This window comes from Glutamicibacter sp. BW80 (assembly GCF_002332385.1).
Taxonomy (GTDB): domain Bacteria; phylum Actinomycetota; class Actinomycetes; order Actinomycetales; family Micrococcaceae; genus Glutamicibacter.
Genome location: NZ_NRGV01000032.1, coordinates 67245 through 82345, shown reverse-complemented (window position 1 = coordinate 82345; position 15101 = coordinate 67245). Strand labels below are relative to the sequence as shown.

13 protein-coding genes and 1 riboswitch are annotated in these 15101 nt (G+C 59.8%); of the genes, 7 read left to right on the top strand and 6 right to left on the bottom strand.

Translation table 11 applies throughout. The features are described from left to right. Nucleotides 1-19 precede the first annotated feature (19 nt). From CIK76_RS10600 to CIK76_RS10585, 4 genes are all read right to left on the bottom strand, one after another. The gene (locus CIK76_RS10600; RefSeq protein ID WP_096286205.1) at nt 20-1192 is read right to left on the bottom strand and encodes a histidine kinase; all 1173 of its coding nucleotides are present in this window, start codon (nt 1190-1192) and stop codon (nt 20-22) included. A gap of 85 nt (nt 1193-1277) precedes the next feature. Then, nucleotides 1278-2522 carry an MFS transporter gene (locus CIK76_RS10595; RefSeq protein ID WP_096286203.1) on the bottom strand — a complete coding sequence of 415 codons (1245 nt, stop codon included), beginning with the start codon at nt 2520-2522 and terminating at the stop codon, nt 1278-1280. 100 nt (nt 2523-2622) lie between these two features. Next, nucleotides 2623-3258 (bottom strand): cysteine hydrolase family protein, encoded by a 636-nt coding sequence (locus CIK76_RS10590; RefSeq protein WP_096286201.1) that lies wholly within the window; start codon nt 3256-3258, stop codon nt 2623-2625. A gap of 53 nt (nt 3259-3311) precedes the next feature. Further along, complete coding sequence (locus CIK76_RS10585; RefSeq protein WP_096286199.1) at nt 3312-4370, bottom strand: LLM class flavin-dependent oxidoreductase; 1059 nt, start codon at nt 4368-4370, stop codon at nt 3312-3314. Between the two features lie 94 nt (nt 4371-4464). Between CIK76_RS10585 and CIK76_RS10580 the strand changes: the two genes are divergently transcribed. Continuing rightward, on the top strand, nt 4465-5061 hold the full coding sequence (locus CIK76_RS10580; RefSeq protein ID WP_096286197.1) for a CGNR zinc finger domain-containing protein: 597 nt from the start codon (nt 4465-4467) through the stop codon (nt 5059-5061). Between the two features lie 38 nt (nt 5062-5099). Here the strand turns inward: CIK76_RS10580 and CIK76_RS10575 are convergent, their stop codons facing one another. Both CIK76_RS10575 and CIK76_RS10570 read right to left on the bottom strand, forming a co-directional pair. Then, nucleotides 5100-6374, bottom strand: a complete 1275-nt coding sequence (locus CIK76_RS10575) for a carbamoyl-phosphate synthase (RefSeq protein WP_096286195.1) — start codon at nt 6372-6374, stop codon at nt 5100-5102. 14 nt (nt 6375-6388) lie between these two features. Beyond that, nucleotides 6389-7531, bottom strand: a complete 1143-nt coding sequence (locus tag CIK76_RS10570; protein ID WP_096286193.1) for a peptidoglycan bridge formation glycyltransferase FemA/FemB family protein — start codon at nt 7529-7531, stop codon at nt 6389-6391. A gap of 337 nt (nt 7532-7868) precedes the next feature. Between CIK76_RS10570 and CIK76_RS10565 the strand changes: the two genes are divergently transcribed. The 6 genes from CIK76_RS10565 (at nt 7869) to cycA (ending at nt 15075) form a co-directional block, all read left to right on the top strand. Beyond that, the gene (locus CIK76_RS10565; protein ID WP_096286191.1) at nt 7869-8198 is read left to right on the top strand and encodes a metal-sensitive transcriptional regulator; all 330 of its coding nucleotides are present in this window, start codon (nt 7869-7871) and stop codon (nt 8196-8198) included. A 43-nt stretch (nt 8199-8241) separates the two neighbouring features. Then, nucleotides 8242-8559: a heavy-metal-associated domain-containing protein gene (locus CIK76_RS10560; protein ID WP_096286189.1), complete on the top strand. Its 318-nt coding sequence runs from the start codon at nt 8242-8244 to the stop codon at nt 8557-8559. A gap of 356 nt (nt 8560-8915) precedes the next feature. After that, nucleotides 8916-10829 (top strand): metallophosphoesterase, encoded by a 1914-nt coding sequence (locus CIK76_RS10555; protein WP_096286187.1) that lies wholly within the window; start codon nt 8916-8918, stop codon nt 10827-10829. 157 nt (nt 10830-10986) lie between these two features. Next, entirely contained in the window at nt 10987-11244 is a 258-nt protein-coding gene (locus tag CIK76_RS10550) for a hypothetical protein (protein WP_096286185.1), read from the top strand. Between the two features lie 215 nt (nt 11245-11459). After that, nucleotides 11460-12497 carry a metallophosphoesterase gene (locus tag CIK76_RS10545; RefSeq protein WP_096286183.1) on the top strand — a complete coding sequence of 346 codons (1038 nt, stop codon included), beginning with the start codon at nt 11460-11462 and terminating at the stop codon, nt 12495-12497. A gap of 628 nt (nt 12498-13125) precedes the next feature. Continuing rightward, nucleotides 13126-13223, top strand: a riboswitch (glycine riboswitch). Between the two features lie 352 nt (nt 13224-13575). Further along, nucleotides 13576-15075 carry a D-serine/D-alanine/glycine transporter gene (cycA, locus tag CIK76_RS10540; protein WP_096286181.1) on the top strand — a complete coding sequence of 500 codons (1500 nt, stop codon included), beginning with the start codon at nt 13576-13578 and terminating at the stop codon, nt 15073-15075. Nucleotides 15076-15101: the final 26 nt, after the last annotated feature.

The window sequence follows — 15101 nt, the reverse complement described above, 5'->3', positions numbered from 1 at the left end:
CCATTGGCGGGCCTGGAGGCTAGGGTTTCTGCTCATTTTCTTTGCGCACGGTTGCCGAGAGCAGGTAGTTCGAACCCAGCCGTCCCCACTCTATGGTTCCGCCGTCCTCTTCGGTTGCCGTACGCAATCGGGTCAGGCCCTGCCCGGGACGGGCTTGCGGATTGGGCCTAGGAACACCGTTATTGCGCACCGACACGGTCCAATGCGGAGTCTGGTTCTCATCATCATTTTCGCGGATCCAAATAACTATTTCGCTCGGATCCGCATGCTTAACCGCGTTTGTGGCGGCCTCGCGGATAATCCGCATGGCTAGCTGCGGGAAATTCGCGGTGTGCCCAAGCCCGGAGCTATGGATGCTCACCTCGATTCCGGCGTCGCGCAGGGATGTGGCAATGCGTTCGACATCCTCGAGGGTGGCGGATAATTCCTCGGGAAGTTCTTGATGCCCCAAGGCATCGAAGGTACGGCGCAGGGCCGTTAACGCCCCGGTCACCGCCTGGCGCACATGGATCAGGCGCAATGCCGTGCTGGTATCGGTCAGCTCGGAGTCGAGGGCCGCATTAGTATGCAACGAAGCCACCGCGAGATTGTGGGCAATCTCGTCATGAAGCTGATAGGTCACCCGTGCGCGTTTGATCAACTGCTGCTGTTCTGTTTCCGCGTTCGACGCCCGGCGGGCGACGTTCTCGAGCTGTTCCATGTGCTCACCCAGGATCTTGCGGTTTTCCCGCAGTTCTCCGAAGGCAACGGCCAGCAGCGCCAGCGCGGCGAAGGCCAGCAGCTCATAGCCGAAGATTTCTGCGGGCGCCTGCCGCTGGATCAGCTGTAGCGTCATGCCGAAGATCAGGATGCCCGTCGCGCTGAGCAACGCGAAGGTGCGGTGCCCGGCGCGAGCTGTCCCCGCGAGAAAATAAAGCATGGGGATCACTAGTGCGATATGCGGCAGTTCAAGCGTGAGCCAGGCACAGATCCCCAGAGCTGCGATGAACATGATCACACGCGGAAAACCGTCTTGCAGTACGGAAAGGACGGCGAACCCGACGGCAAAAATACCGGCGGCGACTAAGCCTGCAGGGTCAGGAGATTGTCCCCACCCTGCGGGATCGCCAACGAGGCAGAGGAGCATGACGGCCAGAAATATGGCCGCTGCCCAGAGACTCTTACTGATGCGCAGGCTGCCGTTTTCTTCCACTGCCTCAGTCTATGTCTCTCCCGCCCAAACCTCGGGATCCAAGTCGCCGATGGCAGGTCAACCGATCCGGAAAGCTCTTGGCGGGCTAGGCATCGATGCGAATTGGGGTTCCGTTGTCCTCGACGAATCGAGGCCGGCCCGCCATGATGCCGGTGAACGTCTGGAAAATGATCACCGCAGCGATCAGCAAGAGCGGCGTGGTCCAGGAATTGGTCACCTCGTGCAGGGCCCCGACGAGGAAGGGCCCGGGAATTGCGATCAGGTAGCCCACCGATTGCCCGAAGGTGGAAAGCTTGCTCACCCCAGCGGCGGTATGCGCCTTGAGCCCGATCATGGTCAGCGCCAGCGGGAAGCTCGAACCGCAGATGCCTAAAAGCGCCGCCCAAATAAAGGCTCCCTGCACCGGCGCGATGAATATGCCGATCACCGCAAGTATCCCGGCGATGCCATTGATAATCACCAGCGGCCCCTGATGCGAGAACCTTGCTGCGAGCGCCGGCATGACGAAGGACAGCGGCACCCCGACGCCGAGGATTACCCCGAGCAGTGCCCCGGAATACGCTGGATCCACGCCGAAGTCGGTGAAAATCTTCGGCGCCCACCCCATGAGGATATAGGCGACGGTGGATTGCGCACCAAAAAAGAGTGCCACCCACCACGCGGTGGCGTTGCGGCTCATCGGCCCGATCTCCGAGGCGGCGACGGATAGGTTCGAGGAAGGCAGCTGGCGCTGCGCGATCTGATTGCGCAACCCGAAAAAGACTACGACCCAGATGAATACCGCAATCATCGCAAGGATCGCCCAAATCCCCAGTCCTCTTCGCCAGGCGCCGCCCACTGCATCGTTGACAGGCACCGCGACGGTTGCGACCACCGAGGCGCCGAGGGCCACCGCGGTGGTGTAGGCACCGGTGACTATGCCGATTTTTGTGGGAAACCAGCGCTTGACGAGCACCGGCATCAGGATATTTCCGACCGCGATGCCGGCCAGCGCCACCGCGGTAAAGATGAAGAACACCCAGGTATTGGGCGCCACAGAACGCAAAGCCAGACCAAGAAGAATTGCCAGCATTGCGGCGATCACGACTACTTCTGGGCCACGTTTTCCGGCCAGCTTGGGTGCCAGCGGCCCGAGCACCGCGAAGCAAAGGGGCGGAACTCCGGTGATGAGCCCGGCGACGAAGCCATTCATGGCCAGACCGTCAATGACCGGGTCCAGCAGCGAACCAAGTGAGGTGACCGCCGGGCGCAGGTTCAATGCCGCAAATACCAGGGCGATGATCAGCAGCGCGCCGAAGCCCTTGGGCAGTACCGGGTGTTTGGAGTCCATGGCTTCATCCTAGCCAGCGAACATCGGGTAGCTGGCCCTTGATGACCTCTTACGCAACAGGCGGCGTGAACTGTCAAGTTCACGCCGCCTGTTTGCCAAGCTACTGCCGGTGCTGCTTCTGGCCTTCCATCGCCGAGACGACCAGGTTGCTCGCCTCCAGCGTTGCGCCCGCGTCGAGCGCGCCGATCCATGCCTCGGTGGTTGCCACCGCAGCCCAGTTGGAGTGCAGCAGCGCCATCAAGGTTTCGTGGACCTGTTGCGCGCTGGCGGAACCCGCTTCGTTGCTGATGTTGATGGCGCCGGTTGCGTCCGAGAGCACCTCAACCTTGAAGCCCAGGGGTTCTGCGGCGGCCACGGAGCCGAGCACGCAGTTGTTCGTCATGTATCCGGTCACCGCGATCGTGTCGATCTCATTTTCGCGCAGCCAGCTTTCCAGCTCGGTGCCCGCAAAAACGCTGGCGTAGGCCTTGGTGAAGACCTTCGCGGCCTTGTCTGCACGCCGTGCGATTTCCGGGTTCAATTCGAAGGTTGCCGAACCATCTGCGAATACGGGTGCTTCGGCCGGGAGCTGGTGCTGCACGATATATACCGGAATTCCGGCGCTCTGCGCGGCGTCGATCGCCTGGGCGGTGCGGGCCAGGGACTGTTCGCGTGGCGGGTACTGGATCTGCAGCAGGCCTTCGAAGTATTCCTGCTGGACGTCGATGACAATCAGGGCACGGCGTGGGGTGTTCATATTTTCTCCTGGTTATTCTGTCGGGTAAAGCGATTGAGTCGGATGCAGGCGGCCTATGCGCCGTAGTGCTTGGCCAGCAGTTCCAGGGTGTTGATCTCCGCCTCTGCCGAGTAGGTCCCAATGACCAGCATGATCTCGTCAACTCCGGTTTGCTCCTGGAGCCTTTCGAGGCGACCTGCTACGGTGGCCGCGGTGCCGGTGAATGCGCGTTCGGTGTACATCTCGATGATGGACCGTTCGTTGAGTGTTCCGTCGAAGGCCGCGACCTCTTCGGGGGAAAGCAGCGTGAAGGATTCGCGCTTGAACATGCGCAGCATTGCCATGGCCATGCTGGAAGCTTGGCGCTTGGCCTCGTTCGGGTCTTCGTCGACCACCGCGGTGACGCTGACCATGGAGTAGGGCGCATCGAGCACTTCGGAGGGTTCGAAATTGTCCCGGTAGATGCGCATGGCGGTATCGATGTCGGCATCCCCGAATTGCAGGGCGAAGGCGTAGGGGCGGCCAAGCCTTGCAGCCAGTTGAGCGGAGTACGGCGAGGAGCCGAGCATCCAAAGCTCGGGAGTGAGCTGCGGGTGCTGAACCCGGTTTTCCTTGGCCTGCCACGGACCCGGGACCGCATGGACGGTGCTGTAGTGATGCCCCTCGGGGAAGTCGTCATTCATGAATCCCATCAGCTCGGCAACCTGCTGGGCGAAGTTGTCATTCGCTCCTTCGCCCCGGCGCAGCGCGGCGGCCGTTGCATGATCGGTGCCCGGTGCCCTGCCGAGCCCGAGATCGATGCGGCCCGGGGCCAGCGCGTCCAGCGTTCCGAATTGCTCAGCGATGACTAGCGGTGCGTGGTTCGGGAGCATCACGCCGCCGGCGCCCAGCCGGATTCGCTCGGTTTCTGCGGTCAGGCGCGAGAGCACCAGCGGCGGTGAGGACACCGCCAGACCTGGCATCGCGTGGTGCTCGGACATCCAGAAGCGGTGGTATCCCAGTTCGTCGGCTCTTCGTGCGAGCTTGATCAGCGAGCTAAAGCCTTCTTGGGCGGTGCGTCCCACTCCAACGCTGCCACCGGTATGGGCATTGAGCGCAAAGGGTGCGGATCCAAACTTTGGTGCGGGGTACAAAATACAACCTCTTTATCACGGATAAAATCGACTTATAGCGTGATACTAAGGTAACACGCCCTCACGATAAATATCTACTGATACCATGAGAAGTATGTCCGAAGCATTGCTACCCCCAGCCCCCGGCACACAAAAGCACCTGAGCATCGATCTGGTCAACAGCGTGATCCACCTACCCGGCGGGAGGATTGTCGACGAGCTGGACTCCCCAGAGGAAACCACCTCATGGCTCAAGGAACGCGAGCTGGTCGACGAAGATGCCACTTTGCAGTCCTATTGCCAGAACAGGCTCAGCGGATTGCGCGCAGACTTGCGCGAAGCCTTCTCCAGTTGCGCGGCGGGGCAGTCATTCGACCCGCAGATCCTGGATCGGCTGAACAAGGCACTCACCGCGGCCCCGCATATTCCACTGCTGCGCTACTCCCCCGACACCGGGTTCCACCGATCGACCGAGCACCCGGTGACCCGTCTGGTGGAATATGCGATGTCGGTGATCGCCGAAGATGCCGCGGCGCTTTTAGCTTCGGAAGAGTCAGCGTTGCTGGCGCAATGCGAAGCCGAGCCCTGCCAGCGGTTCTTGCTGAGGACCCATGGACGCCGGCAGTGGTGCTCGACCCGCTGCGGGGACCGAGTCCGCGCTGCTCGTGCGTACGCGCGCAAGCGCGAGAAGGCGTTAAAGAGCTCAGCCTAGGCTCAAGGCCTAGGCTGACAACTGCCGAACGTAGATACTTACAAGCTACGCGGCGGGAATTTCTTGTACTTGCGGTAGTGGTTGACCGCATTGAGCAGCAGATAGAACTTCCGGCGAGGATGCTTCTCTGCTTTGAATTTCAGCGGGTTGGAAACCTTCCCCGCCTTCAGCAATGCGGCGGCCTTCTGCCCGGTTTCGCTATCCAAGAAGCGCCGCAGCAAATGGTGCGGGAGCACGGTAAAAAGTTGCTGGCGGCTTAGCTGCAGGATTCCGATTCCCGTATCAATGACCGCATTGGTATGCGGGTCAGAGCGGTCAAACTCGGCGCCCAAGAATTCGGTGACGTAAAAACGCGCAGGATTGACTCCGGCCGCCGTCAGATAATAATGATTGCGTCCCAGACGAGGATTAATTTCAAAGAATTTGATGGATCCATCGCGGTGGTCGTATTTGGCATCGATCATCGCGATCCCCTGCCAGCCGAGCTCTTCGAGCAGGCGGGCGCCATCTTGGGACATCTGGTCATGCTGCCCGGTGACGATGGCTGCGGAATTGCCCAGCACCAGCGGCGCGTGCTCTTCGACCACCACCTCGCCGTATCCGGCGAAGATGACCTTCTTGTCCTGAGTAGCGAAATAAGTGCACAGACGCATCGCATCATCCGAACCGGGGATATATTCCTGCAGAATGTATCCCGAGGTGTAGCCGCTCGCGTCGATACGAGTCAGCAGGTCCTCAAGTTCGTCGATGCTCTGCAGGGTGTGGATTTTCTGCTTGCCTTCGAACTTGGCGGCAATCCAGTCCCCCGAGCTCGAGGGCTTGCCGATCAGCGGGAAGGTCAGCGACTGCGCCAACTCCTGCAGGTCATCTCCGGCACGGTAGACGGCGGTCCGCGGGTGGGCAATTCCCAGCCGGTCGGCGAGCGCGTAGAAGTTTTCCTTCAGCGCGGCGCCTTCGATAGTTCCCAATTCCGGGTAAGGGATGACAAAATACTCGCTCAACACCGCACGGTGCTCGGCGATCAGCATGATATGGAAATCGAGGGAACCAAAGAGCATCAGCGGTCGAGCCGTTTCGGCGTTAAGCTCTTTGGCCAGGGCGATGAGTTCTTCTACTACCCACCCCTGATCAACCATGGACCCAATGGGATGCAGTTCGATGGCCACCGAGTGCTCAATGACGCCATTGCCTGAGGCAGGCACCACGACCGAGCGCACCTGGTACGCCTCATAGAATTCGCGGGCGAGGGTATAGGTGCCGATATCTCCGCCGAGGATAACGGGAACGAAAGGCTGAGAATTATCGATTGCCATAAGGTTTTTGGTTCCTACTTCTTTCGCCAGTTCATATACTTCTCAAATGCCCAGGCAAGCGGCTTATTCAGCGCAAGATCCCATTCGCCATTGGTTTGCACAATGTCGCAGCCGGTGTTGGTCTTGAATTTGGTCAGACCTGCCAGATGGTGCGCTCCATCCAAGGTGGCACTGACGCCACCTTGGTCCAAGTACCGGCATCCGGCGTCGGTGGAATCCGAAATCATGTGATGCATCAATGCCTTGGGGGCGAAGAGCTTGCGCTGTTCCGAAGACGAGGCTCCATAGAGGTACCAAGCGAGGTTGCTTGAGCGCAGCACGATAGCCGAGGCCAGGTCTACGCCTTCGTGGCTGGCGATGTACAGGGTGCAGGAGCCGGGTACCGCGGCATTAAGCACCGTGTGCATCTTTTCGAAATAGCTCAGCGGGCGACCGGTGAACTCTTGGCGTTCGGCCGTGTGGTTATACAGGGCATGGAAGCGTGCCATGTCCTGGGTTTCCCCGATTTCAACCTTCAGCTCGCTCTTGAGCGACTTGCGCGTTTCGTTGCGGGTGGATGAGGAGTAGGAAGCCATTACCTGGTCGGTATCCAGCTGGTTCCCCGCGTGATCCTGCAACGCAACCCGTGCCACGTACTCCGGCTGCCCGGCGGCGAAGTCCATTCCGACGTCCTGCTTGGTGAACCCCAAGTCGCCGAGTGCCTCGTTGAGCTTATGGGCTTCTTCATTGACCGACACGGTTTCCAGGTCCGCTAGTGAAGCGAGCTCTTCCTTGCCAAATGCTTTTCGCACAGCCGCCGCACCCCAGGTGCGCACCGTCAGCCCCGGGCCGAGGCGCAGCTGAAAGGCACCGCGGTCTTTCAGATAGCTAGCGAGTATGGAAAGCACAGCCTGCGGGTCATAGGTTGCGAAATCAATGACCGGGCCATCGGGAACGTAGGCGAGGGTCTTTTTGATCACCGGCGCGTGGCGGTGCAGGACCAACGCGACTCCAACCAGGGTGTCGCTATCGAACCAGCCGAGCGATTCCCCCCGCCAGCCTCCCTTGACCTGTGCCCATTCGGGACGCTGAAGGAAGCTGACATCTTGCGCGGTAGCAAGGAACGCGGAGTGCTCGGTGCTGGATATCGGACGCACGCGAAGTTCATTGTGGCTCACACGTAGAAGCCTATCGTGGTTTACGCACCACCCTCGGGATGAGACATACCGCCAGCGGCCATCGCGCCGAAGATCACGCGCAGGATCATTGGCACAGACCAGCTGATGCGCGGTGCCAGGCTGTGAGCAATTGGACACCTGTTCTTGCCGGAAACCAGTTGCAGACGTGAGCCCTAGCGGACAGAACTTACAGGGCAAGCCTTGGCACATGATTTCCAGGGGCAGGCAACGAGCCAGAGGAACTCATGCGGAGACTCAGTCCGGCAAGTAAGTTTCTTGCCGAAAGTCACCATCGAGGTCACGTGCAAATAATACCCCTCGGGGGTATTATTGATGTATGGACTCTCAAACTAAGCAGGCGCAACCCACGGCACCCCACGGGTACACTCCCGAAAAGGAGGCGTTGCGAAAGCGCCTGAACCGTATCGAAGGACAGGTGCGCGGTGTTGCCCGCATGGTGGATGAGGACAAATATTGCATTGATATTCTCACCCAGATTTCAGCCATCAACGCGGCCTTGCACAAGGTCAGCCTTCAACTAGTCGAAGACCATATCGGCCACTGCGTGGTGGGTGCCGCCGAAGAGTCAATCCAATCCGGGGATGCGAGCATCGTTCAGGACAAGATCTCCGAAGCCACCGCAGCCATCTCCCGGTTGCTGCGCTAATCCTCGAAGACTTTCCACCCTTTTCAACGAAAGAGATCCAAACATGAGCCATGCCTGCAACTGCGGATGTTCCGATAATTCAAAGCCCACCAGCCAAGGACTGCAGATCATTCCGCGTCCGGAGGCTACGCCCATCATCAGCCAGACCGAACTGAAGATCTCGGGAATGACTTGCGGTCATTGCGTCTCTTCGGTGACCGAAGAACTCAAAGAAATCCCCGAGGTCCAGAGCGTCGAGATCATCTTGGACGCCAAGGGGGTCTCAACTGCAATCATCAGCACCAGCGGCGCCGTGGGGCAAGAGACGATTCGCCAGGCCGTCGAAGAAGCTGGGTACACCCTCGAATCCGTCGGCAGCTAGCGACTCGTGGTGCCTGACCGGGCGCCTCGATCCAAGCTCTGAGGAGCCCGCCACGTAAAAAGCCGACTCGAACCTGCTGCTTTGCAGAGTCCCTGCATCTGCTCTGAGCCGATTTCGTGGAGGCAACGCTTGAGGCCTACGCGGCAAGGCGTGCAACCGATCTCGGCCGGTCTCATTGGGGCAGCGCGCTGCCCCAATCCCTGCGACAGGAAAGCAACTCAATGTCCGGAGACTAGGATCACCGAGCAGGTTCACCTCTTCGACTCCTTCCGTGCACGTTTTGTCCATTCGCGCTGTGCATCCTCGAGGTATTGCCCGCCAACTCGGGCGATCACACTCGCACAGGAGAATTGCTCATGCACAAGCCCACCGCCGTCGCGCTCGCGGCCGCCGTTCTGCTCCCGCTGGCCATCGCGCCTGCTACACCGGCGGCAGCCCTGCCAGCCAGCGCCCCCATGTCCTTCCCGGCGTCCACCGCCAAATCTCCAGAACCCGGATTTCGTGTTCTGCCCTACCTGCAGGCTCCAGGCGCGACCTCGATGACCATCAACTGGATCAGCGAAACCGACCAACCAGGAACCCTCTCAGTCCAGGGGCCGGGTCTCGGCAACCAGCCGGGCAAAGGAAATAGCAGCGCCCAAAGCAGCGAGCCTGAATACCTGGACTTGATGGAGTACACCCAGGCCGAACTCGAGCAGCAGATCCCCGGACTTGAACAGGGCACCTGGCTGAAGTCGAATTCCAATTACAAGCACTCGGTGACCATCGAAGATCTCAAACCAGGCAAGAAATACGACTACACGGTCACCCAATCGGGTCAGAGGCATACTGCCGCTTTCGAAACAGCGCCAGATGGAAAATCCTGGAAGAACATCCGCATTGTTGCCTTCTCCGACTCGGAGACCGAACCTCGCGGACGCACCGAGCACCGTGAATGGGAGCTTTCCCCGGTCAACGGATATACCTCCGAGTCCTTGCAGCGCCCGAGCACCGATTCAAAGTGGGCCGAGACTTTTGGAATGACCACCCGCTATGGCCAGCCGACCTTGCGCTATCCGCTGGACCAGTCCACCGCCTTCAACGAAAATCTCAGGCATGTTCAGGCCGCCAACCCGGATCTGGTCATGATGGCCGGGGACCTGACGCAGGGCTCGGGATACCAGCCGGCATGGGATGAGTTCTTCGGACATGTTGCCGGTGAACACTCGGATCTGGCCTCCAACGTTCCGTTGCTTCCGGCATTGGGCAATTGGGAAACCTATGCGGCCCTGAACGGTGGCTACGGTTCGGACGCAGACCGCACCCCCGCGGTAATTTCACGCAACCGCTTCCTGGATTATTTCTCCTTGCCGCAGGACCCGGAGCACCCCGAATACAAGGGTTCCTACTACCGGGTGGATCATGGGCCGGTCACGGTCCTGACCTTGGACTCCACCAATGGCCGACCCGATGAGAACACCAGCACCGGCACCTTGTCCGGCGAAAAATTCTCTGGGGACGACACCAATCTGACCGCTGAGAACCAGTCCACCGACACCCAAGGCCAGTTCACCTTTGAATCCTATGTTCAGGGCTTCAAGGATCTATTCCCCGGCTCAACCGAGCAAGATGTTGACCTGCCAAATATGGATGCCGGGTCGGCCCAATGGGACTGGGCCGAGAAGCAATTGGCCGAAGCCCGCGCCGACGGCCAGATTGTGCTCGTCCAGTTCCACCATGCCGCCTATTCCAACGGCGTGCACGGCACCCCGCCGAACCATGAGCACCCCGACAACCAGTCCGGCACCACAATGCGCGCGTACTCGCCAATGTTCGAGGAACACGGGGTCGCCGCGGTCATCTCCGGCCATGACGAGATGTTCGAGCGTTCTTGGGTTGACGCGGACGGCGACGGCCGAGGCTTCCACTCCTATGATGTGGGCGTGGCCGCCGACGGCCTGCGCGGTGAAAAGCTGGTGCAGAATGCCCAGGGCGAGTACGAACCATTGCGCTTCAACTCGCACTCGCAGTGGTCAGCGCCGGCAGACCAGTCAGAGATCTGGGAAGAGGACGAAAATGGCGTAGCGCAGCTCGTATCCGGCGGTCTGCACTACGGACACCTGCAAATCGACATCGCGAAGAAGGCCAAGGGAGCAGAGCTCACATTGACCCCGGTATACGTCTTCCCGAAGTTGGATTCGGAATACCAGCTTGAACGCACCGAACGACGCGTATACGACGATGTGGTGACCTTCCCGGTCAGCCAGGACGGCGCGCCGTTGGCGAAGTAGCCACAGGCCAATTGCTGCCAGGTGGCGCAAGTTGTCTTGGCGCAGAGGCCACCGATGATAGAACATTAGAGCAGGCGGCGTGCAGGTGGCTGCCTGCTCTAAGCAATTACCTCTAGCTGGACTCACGGTTGGTGCATCCATGAAAGTAGGACAACAGATGAACGAGCAACGAGTATTCCACGCGGTGGTGGGCAAGCAAGCCGGCTGGTGGAACATCTGGGTCCCGGAGCTGGACCACGTCACCTCCACCCGGAAGTCCCGCAAGATTGCCGGATACACCCGCACCCTCATCGCGGCGGTTCTTGGCATCCCTGAGTCCTCTTTCCGAGTGGAACGCGAGTCAGTTTCCGCCGAGGAATTCGAGCGCCGCTACACCGAGGCAGTCTTGGCGACCGACCCGCAGGAAAAGAAGTAGTCCCGGGTAACAGCTGCTCTAAGCGCCAAACGGCTACCGCTCCTACATTCCCCGTAGGGTCCGGTAGCCGCTGCTGGTTAAGACTGCCTAGCGCATGCCCAGGAGCGCTCGTTTTCACGCTCCTGCAACGATTCCGTTGCCGGCTATTAACCCTTGCCTCATAGTGTGGCAGAGGTCTTTCAGCCTCATCTCGCACCGAAATACAGGAGTGCCTCATGCGTTTTCGTTTCCTTCAGGGCTTCGCCGCCTTGGCCTGTGCAGTTCTCCTCGCCCCAGCGGCCCCAGCAGTTGCGAATTCCGCGGGGTCCGCGGACCCCGCTTACACCTTCGGCGTCATTGGAGACATCCCCTACGGCGCAGCCCAACTGGCCGAATTCCCCAACATGGTTAGCGAACTTAACGAGCAAGACGAGCTTCGTTTCATCGCCCATGTCGGGGATATCAAGGCAGGTTCCGAAAAATGCACCGACGAACGCCTGAGCCTGGTCAAGGAGGAACTGGATCGGCTTCAAACTCCGCTGGTATTCACCCCGGGCGACAACGAATGGGTCGACTGCCACCGGGCCAACAACGGCGGCTACAACCCGCTGGAGCGATTGGATACCCTGCGTGAAATGTTCTTCCCGGTCGAAAACAAGACCCTGGGCGGCACCATGCAGGTAGATTCCCAGGCGGACATCGGTTTACCGGAAAACGTCCAATTCACGAAGAACCGTGTCGCCTTCTCCGTGGTGAACGTCCAGGGATCCAATAACTCCCTGGCCCCGTGGGCTGGACTCGGACTGACCGCACCAACTTCCGAACAGCTGGAAGAAGTCGCGCTGCGCACCGAAGCAAACCTCGACCAACTGGCCGAAACCTTCGCCAATGCGAAACGATCCCAGGCGCGCGCCGTAGTGGTGATGACCCAGGCAGATATGTTCACCCCGGGGTTCGAGGATGATTCCCTGGCAAACCCCGAATCCGTTTCAGGCTTCAAGTCGTTTGTCGAAGCCCTAGCCAACGAATCAGCGGCCTTCGGCGGACCGGTGTATCTGGTCAATGGCGACAGCCACGTGTTCAACGAAGATGCGCCGCTGGCCGCCGGTTCACCGTGGCTAGAGGTCTACGGTGTCGACCCGGTTCCGAATTTGCAGCGGGTCACCGTCGAGGGTGCCGCAACCTCAAGCGAGTGGCTGCGCGTGAGCGTTGCGCCGAACTCGGCACAGGGTGCAGAAATTCTCAGCTGGGAGCGCGTTCCCTTCACCGGCTGATTTCGTCGACGAAGCGGCGCCCGTGGCATAACCGCTCGGCATGCAAAGCGAATAGGCACCGCGCACACAGTAGCCAAACAGTTGCCGCCCCTAGAGTGGTAACTACCTTCCTCAAAGGTGCGAGTGATGAACCGGAGCCCAGCCATTGGCTGGGCTCCGGTTTTTAATTGCCTGCAGATTGCTCGGGCCGGCGCCTCGACTCCAGGTACGAAGCCCGGAGAATACGGTGGCAAGGGCTGCACCGAGGCCGCCGCTTCGCGCGCAGCATCGGATGAAAACGAAACAACGTCGGCTTGCGCAGCCAACATCCAGAACAATTTTTCAGGAAGCCGCCGCAAAAGTTTTCATACTTATTTCGTCCTAAAGCTGATCCACGAATATGCTCCCCGCTTTCTGACCAGTAAATTTCTCTCTCGTCTAAGTATCTGCAAGTCATCATCCGGTGGCGCCGCTCGTACTCGACAACAAAACGCTTCATATTTAAAACGGGCATCTCCCCCAAAACCGCCCAATACCGGGCTCAGGCATGAGCAAGCCATGGATTGCTCATGCAATAAACTCCATGCCGGTTTGCGCAAGCAGAAAAGAGCTGGGCATACTGTGACTGCAATCACAAGCAGTACGCCGTTGACGCGTGGCGGGAGAGTCCCGCCCAAGCCAAGGGCGGGCGCCGTAGGAGCAATTCCTCCCCGGGAAACTCTCAGGCACCCGTACCGCCACGACGAGGCGAATCTGGAAAGCAGCAAGGACTAGTCCTTGCTCACCGACGGAGCAAACCTCCGATCCCCACCGGATCGAGGTGAAAACTCTCAGGTCTTCAAACAGATTGGGGAGGAACTAAGAACAGTGCCGCACCGTACGCACCCGATTCGAAAGTTCTCCCCTTGGCAAACTATCTCCACCTTCGTGCAGGGCGATCCCTAGATGGGCCTCGTCCGCTACGTTTCGGTGCGGAGAATCTTGCCGCGGAGTCCGACGGTTCGAGTGCGAACGTAGATCTGCCGCAACGTGGCGAAACCCCTAGTGGTTCGCCATGGCACCTCATCGAAGCACCTCACCACTCCTGGAAGGCAGCAGCATGAGCGATACCAGCTCTTCACCCAAACTCGAACGCGGGCTCTCTAACCGTCATATCCAGCTCATCGCCATTGGCGGTGCCATCGGCACCGGCTTGTTCATGGGCTCGGGTAAAACTATTTCGGTCGCCGGACCATCTGTCATCTTCGTATACATGGTTATCGGCTTCATGCTGTTCTTCGTCATGCGTGCCATGGGTGAACTGCTGCTTTCGAACCTGAATTACAAGACTTTCGCGGACTTCGCAGGCGACCTGCTCGGCCCGTGGGCCGCGTTTTTCACCGGCTGGACCTACTGGTTCTGCTGGGTAGTCACGGGTATCGCGGACGTGGTGGCCATTGCACACTACGTCGCTTTCTGGTGGGGGAACCTTCCGCTTTGGATCCCGGCACTCGCATGCATCGCGTTGTTGCTGGTGCTGAATCTGGCCACGGTGAAGGCCTTCGGCGAAACCGAGTTCTGGTTCTCCATGATCAAGATCGTGGCCATCTGCGCGCTGATTGTCGTCGGCCTGGTCATGGTCATCACCAGCTTCGGGCACAATGATGCTACCGCTTCCTTCAACAACCTCTGGGCCGACGGCGGAATGTTCCCGACCGGCTTCATGGGCTTCGTTGCAGGTTTCCAGATTGCAGTATTCGCATTCGTGGGAATAGAGCTGGTCGGCACCACCGCGGCCGAAACCAAGGACCCCGAGAAGACCCTCCCCAAGGCCATCAATTCCATTCCCATCCGCATCCTGATCTTCTACGTGGGTGCGCTCATCATCCTCATGGCCGTTCAGCCATGGCGCCTGTTCTCCGCCGGAGAATCCCCGTTCGTGGGCATGTTCGCCTTGGCCGGGCTGGCCGGCGCGGCGGGCATCATCAACTTCGTGGTGCTCACCAGCGCGACGTCCAGCGCGAACTCGGGCATCTACTCGACCTCCCGCATGATCCGCGGCTTGGCTCTTGAGGGCGACGCACCGAAGGCCTTCGCTCAGTTGTCCGAAAACAAGGTGCCGCGCAACGCACTGATGTTCTCCTGCATGTTCCTGCTGGCCGGAGTGGTGCTGCTCTACAGCGGCGATTCGGTGATGGTTGCTTTCACCCTGGTCACCACCGTAGCGGCCCTGTGCTTCATGTTCGTCTGGTCGATCATCCTGGTCAGCTACCTCGTGTACCGCAAGCGCCGTCCGCACCTGCATGCGCAGAGCAAGTTCAAGATGCCCGGTGGCACCTTCATGCCCTATGTGGTGTTGGCCTTCTTCGGATTCATCCTCTGGGCCTTGACCACGCAGAGCGATACGTTGTCAGCCCTGCTGGTCACCCCGCTGTGGTTCATCGGCCTGGCCATCGGATACCGCGTGGTGCGGCGCAAACCGGGGCACGTGGCGCTTCGTGCCGCGCACGTGGCAAAGGTCGCGGTAGAGAAGGAAGACGCCGGGGCCTTCCGCATCCACGGCCCGGCAGCCACCGAGGCAGCCGGTGAATCCGAAAAGCAAACCGTGTCCATAGATTAACTGAAATAGGCACCGCACCCCGCTTG